14 protein-coding genes, 2 tRNA genes and 3 rRNA genes are annotated in these 20793 nt (G+C 56.7%); 6 read left to right on the top strand and 13 right to left on the bottom strand.

Features of this window, described 5'->3' with window-relative positions; all coding sequences use genetic code 11:
• Positions 1–156: 156 nt before the first annotated feature.
• Positions 157–1329: a hypothetical protein gene (locus ACSQ87_RS05480; RefSeq protein WP_436273498.1), complete on the top strand. Its 1173-nt coding sequence runs from the start codon at positions 157–159 to the stop codon at positions 1327–1329.
• A gap of 144 nt (positions 1330–1473) precedes the next feature.
• Positions 1474–1998, top strand: coding sequence for an SET domain-containing protein-lysine N-methyltransferase (locus ACSQ87_RS05475; protein WP_223429621.1), 525 nt, complete (start codon positions 1474–1476; stop codon positions 1996–1998).
• A 6-nt stretch (positions 1999–2004) separates the two neighbouring features.
• Here ACSQ87_RS05475 and can read toward each other — a convergent pair whose 3' ends face one another.
• Complete coding sequence (can, locus tag ACSQ87_RS05470; protein ID WP_008145531.1) at positions 2005–2649, bottom strand: carbonate dehydratase; 645 nt, start codon at positions 2647–2649, stop codon at positions 2005–2007.
• Positions 2650–2801: 152 nt separating this feature from the next.
• On the opposite strand from can, the gene ACSQ87_RS05465 reads away from it, so the two are divergent.
• Positions 2802–3206: a serine kinase/phosphatase gene (locus ACSQ87_RS05465; protein ID WP_436273497.1), complete on the top strand. Its 405-nt coding sequence runs from the start codon at positions 2802–2804 to the stop codon at positions 3204–3206.
• A gap of 107 nt (positions 3207–3313) precedes the next feature.
• On the opposite strand, the gene rimI is transcribed toward ACSQ87_RS05465, so the two are convergent.
• Together rimI and ACSQ87_RS05455 are read right to left on the bottom strand one after the other, a co-directional pair.
• Entirely contained in the window at positions 3314–3766 is a 453-nt protein-coding gene (gene rimI, locus ACSQ87_RS05460; RefSeq protein ID WP_008145534.1) for a ribosomal protein S18-alanine N-acetyltransferase, read from the bottom strand.
• The gene (locus tag ACSQ87_RS05455) at positions 3759–4499 is read right to left on the bottom strand and encodes an energy transducer TonB (RefSeq protein ID WP_436275082.1); all 741 of its coding nucleotides are present in this window, start codon (positions 4497–4499) and stop codon (positions 3759–3761) included. The genes rimI and ACSQ87_RS05455 overlap by 8 nt, the downstream gene beginning before the upstream one ends.
• A gap of 206 nt (positions 4500–4705) precedes the next feature.
• Here ACSQ87_RS05455 and mksB point away from each other — a divergent pair, with 206 nt between their 5' ends.
• From mksB to mksF, 3 genes are read left to right on the top strand one after another with little or no spacing between them, the layout of a single operon-like run.
• Positions 4706–5983: an Mks condensin complex protein MksB gene (gene mksB, locus ACSQ87_RS05450; protein ID WP_162556247.1), complete on the top strand. Its 1278-nt coding sequence runs from the start codon at positions 4706–4708 to the stop codon at positions 5981–5983.
• Positions 5973–6674, top strand: a complete 702-nt coding sequence (gene mksE, locus ACSQ87_RS05445; RefSeq protein ID WP_436273496.1) for an Mks condensin complex protein MksE — start codon at positions 5973–5975, stop codon at positions 6672–6674. The genes mksB and mksE overlap by 11 nt, the downstream gene beginning before the upstream one ends.
• On the top strand, positions 6671–9511 hold the full coding sequence (gene mksF, locus ACSQ87_RS05440; protein ID WP_436273495.1) for an Mks condensin complex protein MksF: 2841 nt from the start codon (positions 6671–6673) through the stop codon (positions 9509–9511). Before mksE ends, mksF begins: the two co-directional genes overlap by 4 nt.
• 75 nt (positions 9512–9586) lie before the next feature.
• Here mksF and ACSQ87_RS05435 read toward each other — a convergent pair whose 3' ends face one another.
• The 10 genes from ACSQ87_RS05435 to msrP all read right to left on the bottom strand — a co-directional run bounded on the left by ACSQ87_RS05435 (position 9587) and on the right by msrP (position 20763).
• Positions 9587–11890 (bottom strand): intermembrane transport protein PqiB, encoded by a 2304-nt coding sequence (locus ACSQ87_RS05435; RefSeq protein WP_436273494.1) that lies wholly within the window; start codon positions 11888–11890, stop codon positions 9587–9589.
• Complete coding sequence (locus tag ACSQ87_RS05430; protein ID WP_223429617.1) at positions 11883–12506, bottom strand: paraquat-inducible protein A; 624 nt, start codon at positions 12504–12506, stop codon at positions 11883–11885. The genes ACSQ87_RS05435 and ACSQ87_RS05430 overlap by 8 nt, the downstream gene beginning before the upstream one ends.
• Complete coding sequence (locus ACSQ87_RS05425; RefSeq protein ID WP_223429616.1) at positions 12493–13152, bottom strand: paraquat-inducible protein A; 660 nt, start codon at positions 13150–13152, stop codon at positions 12493–12495. Before ACSQ87_RS05425 ends, ACSQ87_RS05430 begins: the two co-directional genes overlap by 14 nt.
• Positions 13153–13300: 148 nt before the next feature.
• A 5S ribosomal RNA gene (gene rrf / locus ACSQ87_RS05420) occupies positions 13301–13416 on the bottom strand.
• 147 nt (positions 13417–13563) lie between these two features.
• Positions 13564–16454, bottom strand: a 23S ribosomal RNA gene (locus ACSQ87_RS05415).
• Positions 16455–16705: 251 nt separating this feature from the next.
• Positions 16706–16781 (bottom strand) — tRNA-Ala (locus ACSQ87_RS05410).
• A gap of 27 nt (positions 16782–16808) precedes the next feature.
• Positions 16809–16885: transfer RNA gene (locus tag ACSQ87_RS05405), tRNA-Ile, on the bottom strand.
• A gap of 161 nt (positions 16886–17046) precedes the next feature.
• Positions 17047–18585, bottom strand: a 16S ribosomal RNA gene (locus ACSQ87_RS05400).
• Together the 16S, 23S and 5S rRNA genes with 2 tRNA genes alongside form the textbook arrangement of a ribosomal RNA operon.
• 544 nt (positions 18586–19129) lie before the next feature.
• Positions 19130–19750 carry a protein-methionine-sulfoxide reductase heme-binding subunit MsrQ gene (gene msrQ, locus ACSQ87_RS05395; RefSeq protein ID WP_436273493.1) on the bottom strand — a complete coding sequence of 207 codons (621 nt, stop codon included), beginning with the start codon at positions 19748–19750 and terminating at the stop codon, positions 19130–19132.
• The gene (msrP, locus tag ACSQ87_RS05390) at positions 19750–20763 is read right to left on the bottom strand and encodes a protein-methionine-sulfoxide reductase catalytic subunit MsrP (protein ID WP_436273492.1); all 1014 of its coding nucleotides are present in this window, start codon (positions 20761–20763) and stop codon (positions 19750–19752) included. The genes msrQ and msrP overlap by 1 nt, the downstream gene beginning before the upstream one ends.
• Positions 20764–20793: the final 30 nt, after the last annotated feature.

Genomic DNA, 20793 nt, shown 5'->3' with positions numbered 1-20793 from the left:
TCAAGCCCGGGCCGGACTCCATAACCCAGAGTTCCTGGCATACACACCGCAGGCTCTACGCAAAAAAACTACACGCAGACACTGTTCTGTGTAACGCCGCTGATCCAGTATGGCGCGTAGCCCAATCAACGGGACCACGCTGAAAAGGATCTGAGCATGTTCAAATTCGCAGGATTCACCCTCGCGGCCCTCACCCTGAGTGCCGCCGCCCATGCCGATGTCGACCTGAAGCTGGGCAGTACCGAACGCGTCACCCGCCTGTTCGCCTATCCCAACAACTGCAACGTGATCTGCTTTCGCAACTGGACGCTGGAGCAAACGGTCGAGCATTACCTGACCCAAAGCGTGCAGCGCGATGGTTACAGCGCGGCGAAAGTGCTGGTCAAAACCGATAACAATCAGCTCTACGCCGAAATCAGCGGCGTACCCCGTGGCTATGAAAAACCGCTGGCGGCGTTGCTCGATGCCGGTGATCTGGCCTACACCGGCGCCAGCAAGCTGAATGCCGACGGCAAGTGGGCTTACAGCTGGTATCTGTTCCTGCCACTGGGCATGGCCCTGGAAAACCGCAAAAGCGTTGAACTGTTGCACTTCCCACCCGACTATTCGTTGACCCAGGCTCAGGATTACCTGCGATCCGCCACCACCGATCGCTGGGCCACACTGCTGACTGTCAACGGAATCCCGACCGACCAGACGCCGGGCTACCAGACCATCATCGACATCGCACCGATTGCCGCACCGTCCAACGCCGGCAAGGATCTGGAAGGCGTCTACGACTACTTCAAGGACTACCAGACCACCATGGTCAAGCAACTCAGCCAGAACGCCAGTGGTGCGGCGTTGCCGATGGTCGCCTTCGGCGCGCCAGTGCGTAACTGGATCAAGCAGCAATACGGGCCGACCGTGAACGTGCTGGGTCTGGTCAGCATCAGTCCGAGCGACGGGGTGAAAGTGCCAGTGCTGGGTTCCAACCACCCAAGCTACATTTGGTACGCCGCCGACCCGGAAAGCTATACCGGCAGCGATGCCCAGGCCAAGGCCGATGCCGCTGGCCTTAAAGTCATGGGCCAGGATTTGAGTGCCGCGTGCTGGCAGGCCGCCATGGGCCGCCAACCGGACAGTAATCCCGACATTGAACTGAGAAGCTGCACCCAAACCTGGCAAGTGGCCCAAGCAGATAAAACCTGCGAGCTGTTCTATACCTCGATCCGCAACCTGACGCCCGAAAAAGCCGCGGCCAAGTGCGCGACGGCACCGATCAAATCTCAGCTCAAACAGCTGAAAGCTCCGGTACCCGCGACGGCGATCCCTGTCCCGGCGCTGTAAAACGATGAACGGCGGGTCTACTGTCATAACTGACAGTAGACCCGCCGTTTCATTTGCGAGAGGCTTGAGTCGTACCCATGTGTTGCAGAGCTGACAGGATCGTCAGCTGATGGAGGTCGCAGCACCCAGCCGACAAGGATCGTTATGAAAACCCAGACCCTGCACGGGACGCTTGCGCAACCACCCGATGGGATTTATCCATTTAAGGAGTTGCCCGTTCGCCTTGGATTCCCCTCCAGGGCCGACTTCGAGATTATCGACAACACCAACGGATCGGCGGCAGCCGTCGCAGTACTTCGGGACTTTCCACGCATCAGCCGAATTTGTCGGGCTTCGGGGCATCTGCTGCCTTATCGGTGTCGGCATACCCGGCAACTGGCCCGTGGCATCCATGTCTACGACCCGCGCTTCTGCGGGCTGCTGCGACACTCCTGCGACCCAAACGTATTTCTCGACATGAGCGAGCTGTGGTTGTGGGCGCTGAAGGACATCAAAAAAGGCGACCGACTGACGATGGACTACGCTTCCACCGAAGACAAACTCCTGCGTCAGTTCGCCTGCCAGTGTGGCTCGTTCGACTGCCGTGGCTGGATCACCGGCTACGATGAATCGCCGAACGCCGACGGCCAGTTGTTTCTGCAGCACTGGCGCCGGCGAAGTCTCTGCTGAAGGGCGTTACAACGCCTCGACCGGACGCAGACGGTACTGCGGCGGCAATTGCTCGAAACCACTGATGGTGGCGTTCAGGCTTTTCCAGCGACCGTCCTTGATGCCATAGATGCAGCCGTGAACAGACAGGCTCTGCCCGCGGTGCCAGGCGTTTTGCACAATGCTGGTGTGCCCGACATTGGCCACTTGCTGGATCACGTTGTATTCGCAGAGGCGGTCGACCCGCTCTTCTTCAGTGGGCAATTTGGCGAGTTCTTCGCGTTTTTCATAATAGAGATCGCGAATCGAGCGCAGCCAGCCGTCGATCAGGCCCAGCTGACGGTCCTGCATCGAGGCGCGCACGCCGCCGCAGCCATAGTGGCCGGTAACGAGGATGTGTTTGACCTTCAGCACGTCGACCGCGTACTGAATCACCGACAGGCAGTTGAGGTCGGTGTGCAGCACCACGTTGGCCACGTTGCGGTGTACAAACAAATCACCGGGCAGCATGCCGACGATCTCGTTCGCCGGCACCCGGGCGTCGGAGCAACCGATCCACAGGTATTCCGGGGTTTGCTGACGGGCCAGCTTGGCGAAGAAATCAGGATCTTCTTTGGTGATCGCGTCAGCCCAGCGCTCGTTGTTATCAATCAGATCTTGTAATTCGTTCATGCAATGAAGCCTCGAGAATGATGCGCTTCTATGACAGACAACCATCTGTCGGGGTCACGCGCCAGATGCAGATACCCGGTTTTCCATGCCGGAGGAATTCTCAGCAGCCCAGGGGGTCCACCGTAGTAAGGCCTACAGTATGAGGAATTGCCATGACTGAATCACGACGTCCGTACGATGCGGTGCAACCCGAGCCCATCGATGACAACGAAGACCGCATGGGTTCGATGCATGAGCTGGACTTCGACGAGGAAGAACCCAGCGCCAAAATCGGCGACGAGCTGCCGCAAACGGAGCGTGAACGCCTGATGCCTCGGGAACGCGTACGTGAAGCCGGCATGACAGGGGCCTCGACCGATGACCATGAGTCCACCGACGACGACATGAGCCCGGAAACCCTGATCCGTGAAGACGGCGCACGGGACGCCCACGAAGCGGGTGAAGGTGGTCAGGCCGATTGGGAATTGAGCATTGTCGATGAAGACGACATCGGCGGGGGCAATGGGCTGGATGAAGAGGAGCTGGCGCGGCAGGATCCGATGGACGGTAATCATTGATCTGTGGCGAGGGAGCTTGCTCCCGCTCGGCTGCGAAGCAGTCGTAAAATCTCAGGACCGCTTCGCGGCCGAGCGGGAGCAAGCTCCCTCGCCACAATAGCTGTAACTCAATCGACGAGGGTGCAAGCCATGACGACAGCATCTTCACGCCCACCTACCGCTGGGTAGTAATCGCGCCGCCGACCGATCTCGTTAAACCCATAACGCTCATACAACTTAAACGCGCCACGGTTGCTGTCGCGCACTTCCAGAAAACACTCCCGCGCCTTGGCGTCATACGCCCGGGACATCAAATGCTCCAGCAACGTCAAACCCAGGCCACGGCCCTGGTTCTCCGGTTTGACGGTGATGTTCAGCAGATGCGCTTCATCAAGGATGATCTGCACCACCCCGTGGCCAACCTGCTGCTGGCCTTCAAACATCAGCCATATCTGATATTTACCCAGCCCATCGAGAAAAATCCCGCGAGTCCAGGGATGGCTGTAAGCCGCATATTCGATTTTCAGTACAGCGTCCAGGTCCGCCTCGGTCATCGGGCGGAACGATACAGCGTCACTCATTCGATTCTTTCCAGCGCGCCATCAGCCGACGCATGGCTTGCCAGACATCAGCCTTACGCTGTGGCTCTTCCATTAATAATTCCAGACCCGGCAGGGCCCAGACCGAGCCCAGGCCTTCGACCTGGAGTTCACGGTTGAAGGATTCGGCGCTCGCCTCACCGGCGAAACGCACCGCCGGCAGGCCGATCAGCCACACGCAGACACACGGTGCGTCTTCCAGCCGGGCCGAGAGAAAACCTTGCACGAAGTCGCGAGCCGCTTCCGGGCCTTGATCCATGGTGCCACGAGACAACAGCGGCCAACGCACCGGCTCGCCAACGATCTGCGGGCTGTCCGGCAGGCCGGCGGCGCGCAGCATGTCTTTGAGTAACAGATAGGCGGGGTCGCGGGTCTGGAAGGATTCGCCTGTGGGTAACTCCACCAGCAGCAGGCAACGCCCGGCCCGCAGCAATTGCAGGGCGAAACGCGGTGGCGGCACGACTGGCGCCTTGGCCACAACCGGAGCGGCCTCTTCTTCAACCTTGGCATTCGTGCGCGTGCTGGCCAGCGATGGCCGTGGCACCTCGATTTTCACCCGTTCGGCCGGTTTGACCAGCGGTTCCACGGGCGAATCAGCCACAGGCGCGGGCGCAACCGGCGCGACGACCAACGGCTCGGGCATCTCCAGCAACTCAGGGCGCGAGGGCGCAGCAAAGGGCAATTCGGTGCGCGGCAGCCAGTTGACCACCTGCATGGCGGTCAAATAAGCGCGGCGACGGGACTCGATAAGCAAAGGTCGGCCACTTGTGGATAACTAAAGTGCGGTGATTCTACCGCCCTTCGCTCAAGATCGCCCACGCTTGATCGATAGAAAGCCAACTGTCCGTCCCGAGAGTGAATCGCAACGGGCGTGATGCAGTACAATCGCGACTTTTAATCGCCAACCAGCCGGCCATTCCGATGATCGAACCCAAGCGCGTCTTGCGCGCCCTCGCTGAACACTGGGCACTTCTGGAGCCGCTGTGCGAGCACTTCGACCAAGGCACCTTGAGCCTCAACGAATTGCGTTCACAGTTGGCCGCCCAGCAACTGGACAGTACGCCGCAGGACATCACCAGCCTGCTGGATGTGTGGATCCGCCTCGACATTCTGGTTCCCGTGGCGAAAAGCCCGAACCGTTTCGAGCTCAATGCGCAGATCCACGACTTCCTCGCTTACCTGCGCCGTGAGCACCGTCTGGGCCTGTGCCTGGAGATCGAAGCCTATTTGCGTCACCTCGAGCGTCTGGCCGGTTATATCCAGGACGCTTTCGACATCCGCGACGGCCACGACCTGGCGCGCCAGTTGCGCCTGCTCGACATGCGCGTACGGGACGTATTGAAGAAACTCGCCAACGACGAACAGGCCCTGGTGGCCGTCGCCGAGAGGGCCAAGACCAGCGACCGGCAGATTCCCCTGCGTCAGCGTTACGCTGAAGTGCTGGCGACCTGGGACGAATACGTCGAGCCGATGATTCAGTTGGTGAACGCCGACGGCGCCTTCGAACAAGGCGTGCGCAAGGTCGAGAACGTGCTGCTGAAGATGCTCACCGAACAGCAGCGCCTCGGCCATCTGGTCGATGACGACATGCTGCTGCGCACCCACGCGCGCATCCTCGAAATGCAGACCAGCGCCCAGCTGACGCTGCGTCACGCTCGCGAGCTATTGCTGCCACTGCGTGAAGAAGCCCGTCGGCACAACGCCGTGACCCGTGGCGCGGCGCTGGCCTTGTCGGCCATCCGTCGTAAAGGCATCGATGCGGTGCCACAAGCGGCGATGCCGATGTTCACCCGACCGCAAAGCACCTTCCTCGGCAGTGCCAGTCAGGTCGAAGCCTACGTTTACGCCCTGGCCCGTTTCGAGCCGAAACCGGCGCGCTTCCCCAAGGCCCACAAGACTCAAAAAGGCGAAGCGCCGCGCGCGCCACGCACGGTTCGGGAAATGCTCGAACGCTGCGAAGACGCCCTGCCGATGCCGGACCTGATGACCTGGCTGCTGGAGCAGGAGCCGGACGGCGCTACCGACGAATTGCTTTATTGGTTCTCGCGCCTGTCGCGGGAAAAGCGCTTCACACGCGAGCGTCTGGAACGCCGCGATTACCACACTCACGAGCACCAGGTCAGCCTGCGCTCCTTCGCCCTGCTCTCGGCCCGCGACACCGCCGCCGAGGATTCTGCGAGCACCCCACATGCATCTTGATCTAAACGAACTGTCCCAGCTGGCGCCGATTTTTCGCGAGTTGTTCAAGGGTTACCACGTCAGCCGCCGCGACCCTGAGCTGTACGCGCAACTGTCGAACTTCCAGGACCAGTACCGCACGCTGTTCAAGGCGTTGGGCTTTGAACTGGTCTGCGACACCCGGGGTTTCTACTACTTCGTGCCGGAACTCGCCGCTGCAGCAGTGAACAAGACCGCACAACGTCTGGCGCTGTTCACCTTCATTCTCGTCGAACATCTGGCCGATCAGGGCCGCGATCCGGTTGCCGTACTCGACGGTGGCAGCCTCGGCCGCGACGAGTTGCCATCGTTGCTGGAAAAGTACCGCGACTTGTTCATCCAGGCCGAAGTGCAGACCGTCGAAGAACTCGAAGAAAAAATCATGCGCCGCATGACTCAGCTCGGTTTCGCCGGCGAAGAAAACGGCATCTACCGTTTCCTGCCGCCGATGCACCGCTTCCTCGATGTTTGCCTGTCGGTCCAGCAGGATCGCGACCTGGCGGCCAGCCTGCACAGTGTGTTGCCATTGCCGGTGCCAGTGCTGATCGATGACGACAGCGACGAAAAACTATTGGAAACCGATGACCCGCTGGATTTGAGTGACTTCGAAGAAGAAAGCGAAGAAGACGCCATGGCCCGCGCCATTGCCGAAGAACAGGAGACCGACGCATGAGCAAGGAACGCTACGGCATTCGCCGCTTTGCCCTTTTGAACACCGCCGGTTACAGCCTCGGCCTGTTCCCGCTGGAAGAACCGCTGTCGGTTTACGGCGCGAACAACCTCGGTAAATCCGCGTCGATCAACGCCTTGCAGTTCCCGATCCTGGCGCGCATGTCGGACATGAGTTTCGGCAAGTACAGCCTGGAACAATCCCGGCGCTTCTACTTCGCGTCGGACACCAGCTACATCCTGGTCGAAGTCTCGCTACCTCACGGTCCACATGTGATTGGTGTGGTCGGTCGCGGCCCGGGCGGTGGTTTCGGTCACCAGTTCTTTGCCTACGCCGGCAAACTGGATCTGGCGCATTACCAGAAAAACGACACCTGCCTGCGTCAGAAAGAACTGTTCACCAACCTTGAGCGCGAAGGCCTGAAAGCCTACGAGCTCAAGCCGGATGAACTGCGTCGATTGCTGGTGGGCGGCCACACGTCGATTCCGCTGGACCTGACGCTGATCCCGCTGCGCTCCACCAGCGAGCAGAGCCTGAAGACCTTCCGCGCACTGTTCATCAACCTGCTGCACATGCGCGAAATTACCGCAGCCAAGCTCAAACAATTGTTCCTCGATGCGTTCGAACACAGCCTGCGTTCCGGCAGCGTCGATTACATCGCCGCGTGCGAAGAAGCGTTCCGCGATGTACGACGCATGGAGCAGGACTACAACTCGCTGGTCACTGCCGGCCCATTGGTCGAAGCCCTTGCGGCAGGCGTGACCCAGCGCAATATCCTGCGCGGCAAATTACACCGCATCTCGCCGCTGCTCGATTCCCTGCTCGGCACCTGGTCGGACTACGCCAGTGCGCGCAAGGAAGAGCTGACGATTCAGGCCGAACACTACCGCAACGAACAGGACGCGCTGCAAAACGATCAGCGTGGCGGTACTCAGGAGCTGATGCGCCTGGAGCGGGAAATCACCGGCATCCAGCGCTGGCTCGGCGAGCTGTCGGTGCTCAAGCATCGCTTCGCGCTGGTCGATGACGTCAAAGTGCTTGAGCAGCAACTGCTCGCCGCCAAGGACGCGCACGATGAACTGGCCGGTGCGCTGGCGCAGTCGCGGCAGTTCAGCGCCGAGGATCTGGAAGAGCGTCTGCGGGATCTGGAAAAACGCCTGAAGTCGGTGAAACAGCAACTCGATCACGCTGACAACAATAGCTACGCCCGTCTGCGTGAAGAATTCTCGCAACAGGATGTCGAGCGCCTGATGCGCCTGTTCAACAGCGCGCTGTTCAGCCTGCCGCTGGGTGAGCACGGTATTACGCTGGACGAGGACGGTCAGTGGGTCAAATCCATGGAACTGATTCTCGACGGTTTCAAGGGCGAGCGCTTCGAAGTACCGGGCCTGTCCATCGACATCTCGCACATCGAACCTCCAGCGCTGCAAGCCTTGGCTGACCGCGCGGCGTTGCGAGATCAGAAAGAGCGTCTGGACAAAGAACTCAAGCAACTGAAAACCCAGCAAGCCGTGGCCGCCGACCGCGCCGCGAGCAAGACCCAGACCGAAGCGCTGTACCAGCAAGTGCTGGATGCGCAGAAAGCGCTGGAGGATTTCCGCCGCGCGCAAACCCTGAGCGCCGAGGAAGGCGACAAGCTGGAACAGCTGGCGCAGATGGAAGCGGCGCAGGACGAGTTGAAGCGTTCCAGCGACGCTTTCACCGAACGCGTCCAGCAACTGTCGGCCAAACTGCAACTGGTCGGCCGGCAGATCGGCGACATGGAAGCCAAGCAACGCACCCTCGACGACGCCCTGCGCCGCCGTCAGCTGTTGCCCGCAGACCTGCCGTTCGGTACGCCGTTCATGGACCCGATCGACGATTCCATGGACAACCTGTTGCCGCTGCTCAATGACTATCAGGACAGCTGGCAGGGTTTGCAGCGCAGCGATGGTCAGATCGAGGCGCTGTATGCGCAGGTCCGCCTCAAGGGCGTGGCCAAGTTCGACAGCGAAGACGATATGGAACGTCGCCTGCAACTGTTGATCAACGCTTACGCGCACCGCACCGACGAAGCACTGACCCTTGGCAAGGCGCGTCGTGCCGCCGTTACCGACATCGCCCGGACCCTGCGCAACATCCGCAGCGACTACGACAGCCTTGAGCATCAACTGGCGTTGTTCAACCGCGAGATCAACAAGCGTCAGGTCTCCAACCTGCAAAGCTTCCGCATTGTGCTCGCGCCGAACAAGGAAGCGCTCAAGCACATCGACCAGATCATCCACAGCGCTGGCCAATACGAAGAAGGCGAAACCTTATCCGTGTTCGACCTGAGCCAAAGCGCAGATCAGGACAACAAGAACGAAGAAGCCAAGGAGTATCTGGCGCGGTTGGTGGCGGCGAACCACAACCAGCTCGGCCTCAAGGATTTGTTCGAGTTGGCGTTCGAGATCACCAAGGTCAACGGTCAGCCGGTTATCCACACTGACATCGATGGTGCCGCTTCCAACGGTACGACCATGACCATCAAGGCGCTGACCAACATGTACTTGTTGCTGCACTTGATGGACCGTGACCAGGCCGGTCGCGTGCGCCTGCCGTACTACCTCGACGAGGCAGCGGACATCGACGAGAAGAACCAGGCAGCGCTGCTGGAAACCAGTCTGCAACTGGGCTTCGTACCGATCCTGGCGAGTGTGAAACCGCAGGTCTGCGCCAGTGTCGCCATCGACCTGGAAGGCGGCAGCGGGCCGAACGGGATCTACATCGACGAGGCTGACTGGAAGTACATTCGTCGTCACGATGAGGTGAAGGCTGCCGCTACCGTTAAAGCGGATGAACCGGAGCTGGATGCGGTCTGACTTGCATTAATTGACAGCCATAAAAAAGGCCGCGATCCAATGGATCGCGGCCTTTTTCATGCCTGTGTTTTGGGCTTACTTGCCGATTGAAATCTTCGGTGCCCAGGTCAGCCATTCGTCTTCGAACTTATCGAACAGCGGGAACGTTTGCTCAGCTCGCGCCGGACTGCCCATGCGTTCGCCGTCCGGCGTGGCGAAAGCGATGCCGCCCTGAATCAGCGTCTCCAGTGATTCAGTACGCATCGTCGCACCTTTGAACAAGCCATAATCAAAGCCAAAACCACTGGAGTTCCAGAAGCGCGTGCCGCTGCGCACCAACGGCGCGTACTTCGGTTCGATCAGGATGTGCACCAACACACGATCCGCCGTCTCGCCGAGTTCATAGCCTGTCACCTTGCCCACGGTGATTTCGCGATAAGTGACCGGCACACCCGTTTTCAGCGAACCACGACGGGCAGCGCTCAACACCAGACTCAAACCGGCTTCTTGTTTGGCGGTTTCCGGCGGATTGGTCAGGGCCACAAAGTTTTTTTGCGGGCCGAGGTTTTTTGCGGCCGGTTGCACTTCGATGTATTGGCCGGTGACCAGCGTTTCGAGGTTGGATGTCTTGATCAGACCCAGTTCAGGCTTGACGACCCAGAACTGACTACCGACCCGAGCGATACGCTCCGGCACTTCGGTGATTCGCGCGGTCAGCAACACCGATTGCAGGTCATCACTCAGATCGACGTCTTCAATTTTGCCGACATCCAGGCCTTTGAATCGAATCGGCGTGCCGCTGCGCAAACCATCGGCGCGATCAACCCTGATTGTTACCACGGCGCCTTTTTGCGTCGCCTCATCATGACCGGCGAACAAACGGAAACGCGGAATCCGCTTCTGCAATGGAGCCTTGGCTTCCGGGGTTTCGAAGGCAATGCCGCCAGCCATCAGGCTTTGCAGCGACTCACTTTTGACCTGGATTCCACCGGTCAACCCGCCGGTCAGCGTGATGCCGCTGGCATTCCAGAACCGTGTCGAGGCATTGACCAGCCCTTCGTATTCCTTCTCGATGTGTACACCAATCACCAACTGCTTTTTGGTGCGAGAGAACTGATAGCTCTGGACCGAACCGACCTTGACCTGTTTGTAGAGAATCGGGCTGCCGACTTCCAGCGAACCCAGGTTCTCTGTGAACAACACCAGGTGCAATCCTGGCGCACGCAAGTCGAGCGGCGGTGCCTTCGGCCGTGCCACAAACTCGCGCTGCGGTGCGGCGCCTTTGTCTCCTGGACGCACGGCGATGTAGTTACCTTTGACCAACGCTTCGAGACCGGTGATACCGGCAAGCGAGATCGACGGTTTGACCACCCAGAACTGGGTGCCTTCGACCAGGTAATCCTCAGCCAGAGGATCGAGGGTCAATTCGGCGGTGGCACTGGATAGATCAGGATCGATCTTGAGCGCTTTCAGATTGCCGACCTGGATGCCTTTGTACATAACCGGTGTGCGACCAGCCTGCATTCCTTCGAAGTCGCTGAGTTTGACCTTGACCCGAATCCCGGCGGCGGCCGCATCGAAATCTTCGTAGAGACGGAATGGCAGACTCGGATCGGTTGGCGGACTGTCCTTGCGGTTTTCCGGCGTGGCGAACGCGATACCGCCGGCGACGATGCTCGCCAGGGACTCGCTACGCACTTTCACACCCGACAGATTGGCGTCGATGCTGATGCCGCTGGCGTTCCAGAAACGCGTGTGTTTGCGCACCAGTTTGGCGTAGGTGGGCTCGATGAAGACTTTGAGTTCAACGGTGCTTTGGTCCTCGGAGAGCAAGTAGCTTTTTATCTGGCCAACCTTGATCTGCTTGTAGAACACCGGACTGCCGCGATTCAGTGAGCCAAGGCGATCAGCCTTGATGGTCAGGTGCAAACCGGGCTGGGCGTCCGACAGCGGCGGCTCTTCGGCCAGGGCTTTGAACTTGCGCGTCGGCTCACCCTCGCCCGGGCTTATCGCGACGTAGTTACCCGAGACCAGTGTCTCCAGGCCTGTGATGCCGGCCAGCGTCACACTCGGCTTGATCAGCCAGAAACGGGTGCTGGTCCGCAGGTATGGCTCCACGTCCTTGTTCATTTCGACGGTGGCGATCACGCCTTTGGAGTTGCCTTCGTCATCAAGTTTGAGGGTCTTTACCTTACCCACCGACATGCCTTTGTAGACGACTTCGGTCTTGTTGGCCTGAATGCCTTCACCACTTTCGAAACGCACCTGAATCTCGATGCCGGTCTCGTTGTAGGCACGCCAGCCGAGCCAGCCGCCGATGATCAGGGCGATCAGGGGCAACACCCAAATGGCTGACCAGTTCGAGGCCGGCCGGGTTTTTGCTGTAGGCAAATCAGTCATGGTCGTCGTCCGACTCCGTGTTATCCCAAATCAGTCGGGGATCGAAAGTTACTGCGGCAAGCATCGTCAGAATCACCACACTGGAGAAAGCGATGGCGCCAAGATTGGCTTCGACGCTGGCAAGCCGTCCGAAATTCACAACCGCCACCAGGATGGCGATCACAAAAATATCGAGCATCGACCAGCGGCCAATGAACTCAATAAAGCGGTACATCCAGATGCGTTGGCGCGCCGACAGTGGCTGGCGACGTTGCACGGAAAACAGCAGCAGTGCGATGCCCACCAATTTGAACGTTGGTACCAGGATACTGGCGATAAAAACCACGGCGGCGATTGGAATCATGCCGTGTTGAACCAGTTGGATCACACCGGACATGATGGTGCTGGGATCGCCCTGCCCCAGTGAACTGACGGTCATGATCGGCAACACGTTGGCCGGGATGTAGAGAACCGCGGCGGTCACCAGCAACGCCCAGGTACGCATCACACTGTTCGGACGACGGGCGTGAACCAGCGCACCGCAACGGGTGCAGACCTGCTCGTCGGTATCCGCTTCCTGCTTGTTCAATTCATGGCATTCGGCGCAAATCAGAATGCCTGCATCAATCGCCCGCATGGACATCCTCTCCTGATAAAGCCTGCCAGATCTGATGGGGCGACATCACAACCTCCAACCAGACCTGGACCAACAACAAACCGATAAAGCACGCCAGACCAAGACCGACGGTAATTGCTGCCATATCTGCCAGTTTGACGATCGCCACCAGTACGCCCATGAGGTAGACCTCGAGCATCCCCCAATCGCGTAAATGGTGATAAATGCGGTAGAGCAACAGGCCGTAACTGCGTCCGATATCAAAACGAATACTCAGCAGTACAACCAATTGGCAAAGCAACTTGAGCAGCGGGATTCCCATGCTGCAGAGAAACACCACGACTGCAACGCCCTGCATTCCGGTATCGAACAGGCCAACAACACCGCTCCAGACGGTGTCGTGCGATGACTGCCCGAGTAGATGGAGCTGCATGATGGGTAAAAAGTTCGCCGGGATATACAACAACAGAGCGGCGAGAACCAACGCGAGACTGCGCTGTACGACGTTATGCCGATGGGCATAGAGCTCGTAGCCGCAGCGCGGACAGAGCGCTTTCTCGCCATGGGCGAGTTCGGGCTTGCGCATCAGCAAGTCGCACTCATGACACGCAACCAAGTCGTCCAGCGGTAATTCTGACAGCCCAGGGGCGTCAACCGGATCTGGCATAAAGGCTCTGGCTCCGAAAAAGTTGGACCTATTCTAGTGTCATGGATCGAAAATAACTGTTCAAATTTGTGCTTTAACTGAAAGCCACTTTCTTGCGGACAAAACAAAACCCCTACCTGCATACGCAGATAGGGGTTTCGGAATTTAATCTTGACGATGACCTACTCTCACATGGGGAAACCCCACACTACCATCGGCGATGCATCGTTTCACTGCTGAGTTCGGGATGGGATCAGGTGGTTCCAATGCTCTATGGTCGTCAAGAAATTCGGGTACTGAACCGTCTTTCGACGTTTCAGCAAATTGGGTATGCAATAGATTTGTGTGTTGCGTTGCGAATTTTCGACTTGTGTCGTCTTCACACACCGCAATCTGGTGCCTCTTCAGGTCAGCAAATTGCTTGGGTGTTATATGGTCAAGCCTCACGGGCAATTAGTATTGGTTAGCTCAACGCCTCACAGCGCTTACACACCCAACCTATCAACGTCGTAGTCTTCGACGGCCCTTCAGGGGACTCAAGGTCCCAGTGAGATCTCATCTTGAGGCTAGTTTCCCGCTTAGATGCTTTCAGCGGTTATCTATTCCGAACATAGCTACCCGGCAATGCCACTGGCGTGACAACCGGAACACCAGAGGTTCGTCCACTCCGGTCCTCTCGTACTAGGAGCAGCCCCTCTCAAATCTCAAACGTCCACGGCAGATAGGGACCGAACTGTCTCACGACGTTCTAAACCCAGCTCGCGTACCACTTTAAATGGCGAACAGCCATACCCTTGGGACCGGCTTCAGCCCCAGGATGTGATGAGCCGACATCGAGGTGCCAAACACCGCCGTCGATATGAACTCTTGGGCGGTATCAGCCTGTTATCCCCGGAGTACCTTTTATCCGTTGAGCGATGGCCCTTCCATACAGAACCACCGGATCACTAAGACCTACTTTCGTACCTGCTCGACGTGTCTGTCTCGCAGTCAAGCGCGCTTTTGCCTTTATACTCTACGACCGATTTCCGACCGGTCTGAGCGCACCTTCGTACTCCTCCGTTACTCTTTAGGAGGAGACCGCCCCAGTCAAACTACCCACCATACACTGTCCTCGATCCGGATAACGGACCTGAGTTAGAACCTCAAAGTTGCCAGGGTGGTATTTCAAGGTTGGCTCCACGCGAACTGGCGTCCACGCTTCAAAGCCTCCCACCTATCCTACACAAGCAAATTCAAAGTCCAGTGCAAAGCTATAGTAAAGGTTCACGGGGTCTTTCCGTCTAGCCGCGGATACACTGCATCTTCACAGCGATTTCAATTTCACTGAGTCTCGGGTGGAGACAGCGCCGCCATCGTTACGCCATTCGTGCAGGTCGGAACTTACCCGACAAGGAATTTCGCTACCTTAGGACCGTTATAGTTACGGCCGCCGTTTACCGGGGCTTCGATCAAGAGCTTCGCGTTAGCTAACCCCATCAATTAACCTTCCGGCACCGGGCAGGCGTCACACCCTATACGTCCACTTTCGTGTTTGCAGAGTGCTGTGTTTTTAATAAACAGTCGCAGCGGCCTGGTATCTTCGACCGGCATGGGCTTACGCAGTAAATGCTTCACCCTCACCGGCGCACCTTCTCCCGAAGTTACGGTGCCATTTTGCCTAGTTCCTTCACCCGAGTTCTCTCAAGCGCCTTGGTATTCTCTACCCAACCACCTGTGTCGGTTTGGGGTACGGTTCCTGGTTACCTGAAGCTTAGAAGCTTTTCTTGGAAGCATGGCATCAACCACTTCGTCACCCAAAGGGTAACTCGTCATCAGCTCTCGGCCTTAGAATCCCGGATTTACCTAAGATTCCAGCCTACCACCTTAAACTTGGACAACCAACGCCAAGCTGGCCTAGCCTTCTCCGTCCCTCCATCGCAATAACCAGAAGTACAGGAATATTAACCTGTTTTCCATCGACTACGCTTTTCAGCCTCGCCTTAGGGACCGACTAACCCTGCGTCGATTAACGTTGCGCAGGAAACCTTGGTCTTTCGGCGTGGGTGTTTTTCACACCCATTGTCGTTACTCATGTCAGCATTCGCACTTCTGATACCTCCAGCAAGCTTCTCAACTCACCTTCACAGGCTTACAGAACGCTCCTCTACCGCATCACCTAAGTGATACCCGTAGCTTCGGTGTATGGTTTGAGCCCCGTTACATCTTCCGCGCAGGCCGACTCGACTAGTGAGCTATTACGCTTTCTTTAAAGGGTGGCTGCTTCTAAGCCAACCTCCTAGCTGTCTAAGCCTTCCCACATCGTTTCCCACTTAACCATAACTTTGGGACCTTAGCTGACGGTCTGGGTTGTTTCCCTTTTCACGACGGACGTTAGCACCCGCCGTGTGTCTCCCATGCTCGGCACTTGTAGGTATTCGGAGTTTGCATCGGTTTGGTAAGTCGGGATGACCCCCTAGCCGAAACAGTGCTCTACCCCCTACAGTGATACATGAGGCGCTACCTAAATAGCTTTCGAGGAGAACCAGCTATCTCCGAGCTTGATTAGCCTTTCACTCCGATCCACAGGTCATCCGCTAACTTTTCAACGGTAGTCGGTTCGGTCCTCCAGTTAGTGTTACCCAACCTTCAACCTGCCCATGGATAGATCGCCCGGTTTCGGGTCTATTCCCAGCGACTAGACGCCCTATTAAGACTCGCTTTCGCTACGCCTCCCCTATTCGGTTAAGCTCGCCACTGAAAATAAGTCGCTGACCCATTATACAAAAGGTACGCAGTCACCCAACAAGTGGGCTCCCACTGCTTGTACGCATACGGTTTCAGGATCTATTTCACTCCCCTCTCCGGGGTTCTTTTCGCCTTTCCCTCACGGTACTAGTTCACTATCGGTCAGTCAGTAGTATTTAGCCTTGGAGGATGGTCCCCCCATATTCAGACAAAGTTTCTCGTGCTCCGTCCTACTCGATTTCATGACCAAGAGATTTTCGCGTACAGGGCTATCACCCACTATGGCCGCACTTTCCAGAGCGTTCCGCTAATCTCAAAGCCACTTAAGGGCTAGTCCCCGTTCGCTCGCCACTACTAAGGGAATCTCGGTTGATTTCTTTTCCTCAGGGTACTTAGATGTTTCAGTTCCCCTGGTTCGCCTCTTAAGCCTATGTATTCAGCTTAAGATAACCATCTTATGATGGCTGGGTTCCCCCATTCAGACATCTCCGGATCAAAGTCTGTTTGCCGACTCCCCGAAGCTTTTCGCAGGCTACCACGTCTTTCATCGCCTCTGACTGCCAAGGCATCCACCGTATGCGCTTCTTCACTTGACCATATAACCCCAAGCAATCTGGTTATACTGTGAAGACGACATTCGCCGAAAATTCGCATGCTCTCTTAATCAAGAGCAACTCACAAATTTTACCTTAGCCTGATCCGTTACCAGTGAAAGTAACGTCCAGTCTATCTTTCTATCACATACCCAAATTTTTAAAGAACGATCTAGCCAAAGACTAGAAATCAACATTCACCATCATCACGATGGAATGCTCATTTCTAAGCTTTCAACAAACAGAAGCAGTAGTGGTGGAGCCAAACGGGATCGAACCGTTGACCTCCTGCGTGCAAGGCAGGCGCTCTCCCAGCTGAGCTATGGCCCCGTATTTCTACAGGTTCCCACACAAAATTGGTGGGTCTGGGCAGATTCGAACTGCCGACCTCACCCTTATCAGGGGTGCGCTCTAACCAACTGAGCTACAGACCCAATTTCGAGCTTTAAGGCCGACCTCACCCTGCTCTTTACCACAGAGCATGGGGTGCGTTCCAACCAACTAAGCTACAACCTGTTAGGGCTGCTTCTTATCGTCTTCTTCAATGAATCAAGCAATTCGTGTGGGAACTTATGGAGCAGCTGATGTCGTCGATTAAGGAGGTGATCCAGCCGCAGGTTCCCCTACGGCTACCTTGTTACGACTTCACCCCAGTCATGAATCACACCGTGGTAACCGTCCTCCCGAAGGTTAGACTAGCTACTTCTGGTGCAACCCACTCCCATGGTGTGACGGGCGGTGTGTACAAGGCCCGGGAACGTATTCACCGCGACATTCTGATTCGCGATTACTAGCGATTCCGACTTCACGCAGTCGAGTTGCAGACTGCGATCCGGACTACGATCGGTTTTCTGGGATTAGCTCCACCTCGCGGCTTGGCAACCCTCTGTACCGACCATTGTAGCACGTGTGTAGCCCAGGCCGTAAGGGCCATGATGACTTGACGTCATCCCCACCTTCCTCCGGTTTGTCACCGGCAGTCTCCTTAGAGTGCCCACCATTACGTGCTGGTAACTAAGGACAAGGGTTGCGCTCGTTACGGGACTTAACCCAACATCTCACGACACGAGCTGACGACAGCCATGCAGCACCTGTCTCAATGTTCCCGAAGGCACTCCGCTATCTCTAGCAGATTCATTGGATGTCAAGGCCTGGTAAGGTTCTTCGCGTTGCTTCGAATTAAACCACATGCTCCACCGCTTGTGCGGGCCCCCGTCAATTCATTTGAGTTTTAACCTTGCGGCCGTACTCCCCAGGCGGTCAACTTAATGCGTTAGCTGCGCCACTAAGAGCTCAAGGCTCCCAACGGCTAGTTGACATCGTTTACGGCGTGGACTACCAGGGTATCTAATCCTGTTTGCTCCCCACGCTTTCGCACCTCAGTGTCAGTATCAGTCCAGGTGGTCGCCTTCGCCACTGGTGTTCCTTCCTATATCTACGCATTTCACCGCTACACAGGAAATTCCACCACCCTCTACCATACTCTAGCTTGTCAGTTTTGAATGCAGTTCCCAGGTTGAGCCCGGGGATTTCACATCCAACTTAACAAACCACCTACGCGCGCTTTACGCCCAGTAATTCCGATTAACGCTTGCACCCTCTGTATTACCGCGGCTGCTGGCACAGAGTTAGCCGGTGCTTATTCTGTCGGTAACGTCAAAACACTAACGTATTAGGTTAATGCCCTTCCTCCCAACTTAAAGTGCTTTACAATCCGAAGACCTTCTTCACACACGCGGCATGGCTGGATCAGGCTTTCGCCCATTGTCCAATATTCCCCACTGCTGCCTCCCGTAGGAGTCTGGACCGTGTCTCAGTTCCAGTGTGACTGATCATCCTCTCAGACCAGTTACGGATCGTCGCCTTGGTGAGCCATTACCTCACCAACTAGCTAATCCGACCTAGGCTCATCTGATAGCGCAAGGCCCGAAGGTCCCCTGCTTTCTCCCGTAGGACGTATGCGGTATTAGCGTCCGTTTCCGAGCGTTATCCCCCACTACCAGGCAGATTCCTAGGCATTACTCACCCGTCCGCCGCTCGCCACCAGGTACAAGTACCCGTGCTGCCGCTCGACTTGCATGTGTTAGGCCTGCCGCCAGCGTTCAATCTGAGCCATGATCAAACTCTTCAGTTCAAACATCTTTGGGTTTTTAAGAAACCCTAAACTTGGCTCAGCAATCGTTGGTTACATCTTTGATTTCTCGCGGAGTAACTTGTGATGCTGATAATCTTGTTGACTATCAGTCTGACTCCACAAGCACCCACACGAATTGCTTGATTCAGTTGTTAAAGAGCGGTTGGTTAAGATCTTTCGTCTCAACCGAGGCGCGCATTCTACAGCAGCCTCTGTTGCTGTCAAGCGGTTATTTTAAGAAGTTTTCAAAGTTTCCTTTGCAACTTCAACCACTTGCGCTTGCGATCTCTCGTTAGCGGGAGGCGAATTCTACAGCGTTACTCGCTGCTGTCAACACCTCTTTTTCTCCGCTTTCGACCGAAAAGATCGAATCGTTAAAAGAGTCAAACAACCTCACTCTTTCAACTCCTTCTGGGCTTCGATGACCTGAAGCAACTCGCTGTCGAAAACTGCGTAACTCGTTGTTTACCAAGGAGTTTTCTGTTTCGACTGCGCCGGAAGTGGGGCGAATTATAGACTTCCTGAATCTGCCGTCAACCCTTAATTACGCTTTTCGTGCAGAAGGTGTCTTGTTGGCTATTAATCGTGGGATTCGGCGGGTTACCGGGGGCAGTCGCAACACTAATAGCAATGCACCTATAGAGGCGTAAACCACCCACTCCTTAAGATCAGCGCGCACGATCCACAACATATGCAGCAATCCAAGCCCGAGAACCACATAGGCAAGACGATGTAATTTCTTCCAGCTAGAACCCAAACGCCGCTGACTATAGCGATTTGAGGTCACCGCCAAGGCCAACAAACACAGAAACCCAAGCGTCCCGACAATAATGTACGGCCGTTTACGCAACTCGACACCCAACTGCGACCAATCAAAGCCGAGGATGAACGCCGCATACCCACTCAAATGCAAAACCACATAAGCGAAGCACCACAACCCCAGTTGCCGCCGGACAGCAATCCACCCTGCCCAACCGGTAAGCTTCTGCACAGGTGTCATGCTTAACGTAATGAGCAGCAGGACAAGCGTCCCCAGCCCCAACCGGTCAACCAGCACCTTGCCCGGATCAGGCCCCAGCACATCCTCCCAGGCCTGATACAACCAAAGCAGCGGCCAGACCGCAGCAGCGATAAAGACGCCAATTCGCCAAAGCGGAAATCGCATCAGTAGTTCTTCCGCAAATCGAGCCCTGTATATAGAGAGGCGACTTCATCCGAGTAGCCATTGAACATTTGCGTGTCCCGCACATTGGGCTTGAACAATCCACTCGGTAAACGCCTCTCACGTGCCTGAGTCCAACGCGGATGGTCGACCGCAGGATTTACGTTCGCATAAAAACCATACTCATCCGAGGCAATGCTCTGCCAGGTGGTTTTCGGCTGCTCACTCACCAGACTGATCCGCACGATGGATTTGATGCTCTTGAAGCCGTATTTCCACGGCACCACCAAACGCAGAGGCGCGCCGTTCTGATTCGGCAACTCCCGCCCGTACATACCCACGGCAAGAATCGCCAATGGGTTCATCGCCTCATCCAGGCGGAGCCCTTCCACATAAGGCCAGTCAATCAAGGCAAAACCGGAGCGTTGCCCGGGCATGCTCTTGGGATCTTCCAGGGTTTCGAAGCGAATGAATTTGGCTTTGGACGTCGGCTCGACTTCCTTGAGCAGGGCCGAGATGGGAAATCCGATCCATGGAATCACCATCGACCAAGCCTCTACACAGCGAAGACGGTAGATGCGCTCCTCCAACTGATAAGGCTTCATGAAGTCTTCCAGTGCGTACCTTCCCGGCTTACCCACCTCCCCGTCCACCACCACACTCCAAGGTTCGGTTTTCAACCCGCCGGCGTTGGCGGCAGGATCACCTTTATCGGTGCCGAACTCGTAGAAGTTGTTGTAATGGGTCGCATCCTTGAATGGAGTGATTGCCTCATCCTTGACGTTGACCGCCCCCCACTTGGTAGAAGGAAGTTTTTCGGCAAACCAGGAAGGCGCCTTGCCAGGCTGAACATCCGCATAACGCGCAGCGTCATCCGCAGCCGCCCAACGCGGCAGGCTGCTCACGGCCAAGCCGGCGACGGCGGCACCGAGAACATTGCGACGAGATAGATAGAAGGACTCAGGCGTGACGTCCGACTCATGGCAGTCAGACGCTTTGGAGACTTTGATCAGCATGGCAACTCCGCAGCATTGGAGAACAGATGC

This window comes from Pseudomonas sp. LjRoot277 (genome assembly GCF_964253845.1).
In the GTDB taxonomy this organism is placed as follows: domain Bacteria; phylum Pseudomonadota; class Gammaproteobacteria; order Pseudomonadales; family Pseudomonadaceae; genus Aquipseudomonas.
Note: the sequence above shows the minus strand (reverse complement) of the source record. Positions and strands in the feature narration are given on the sequence as shown.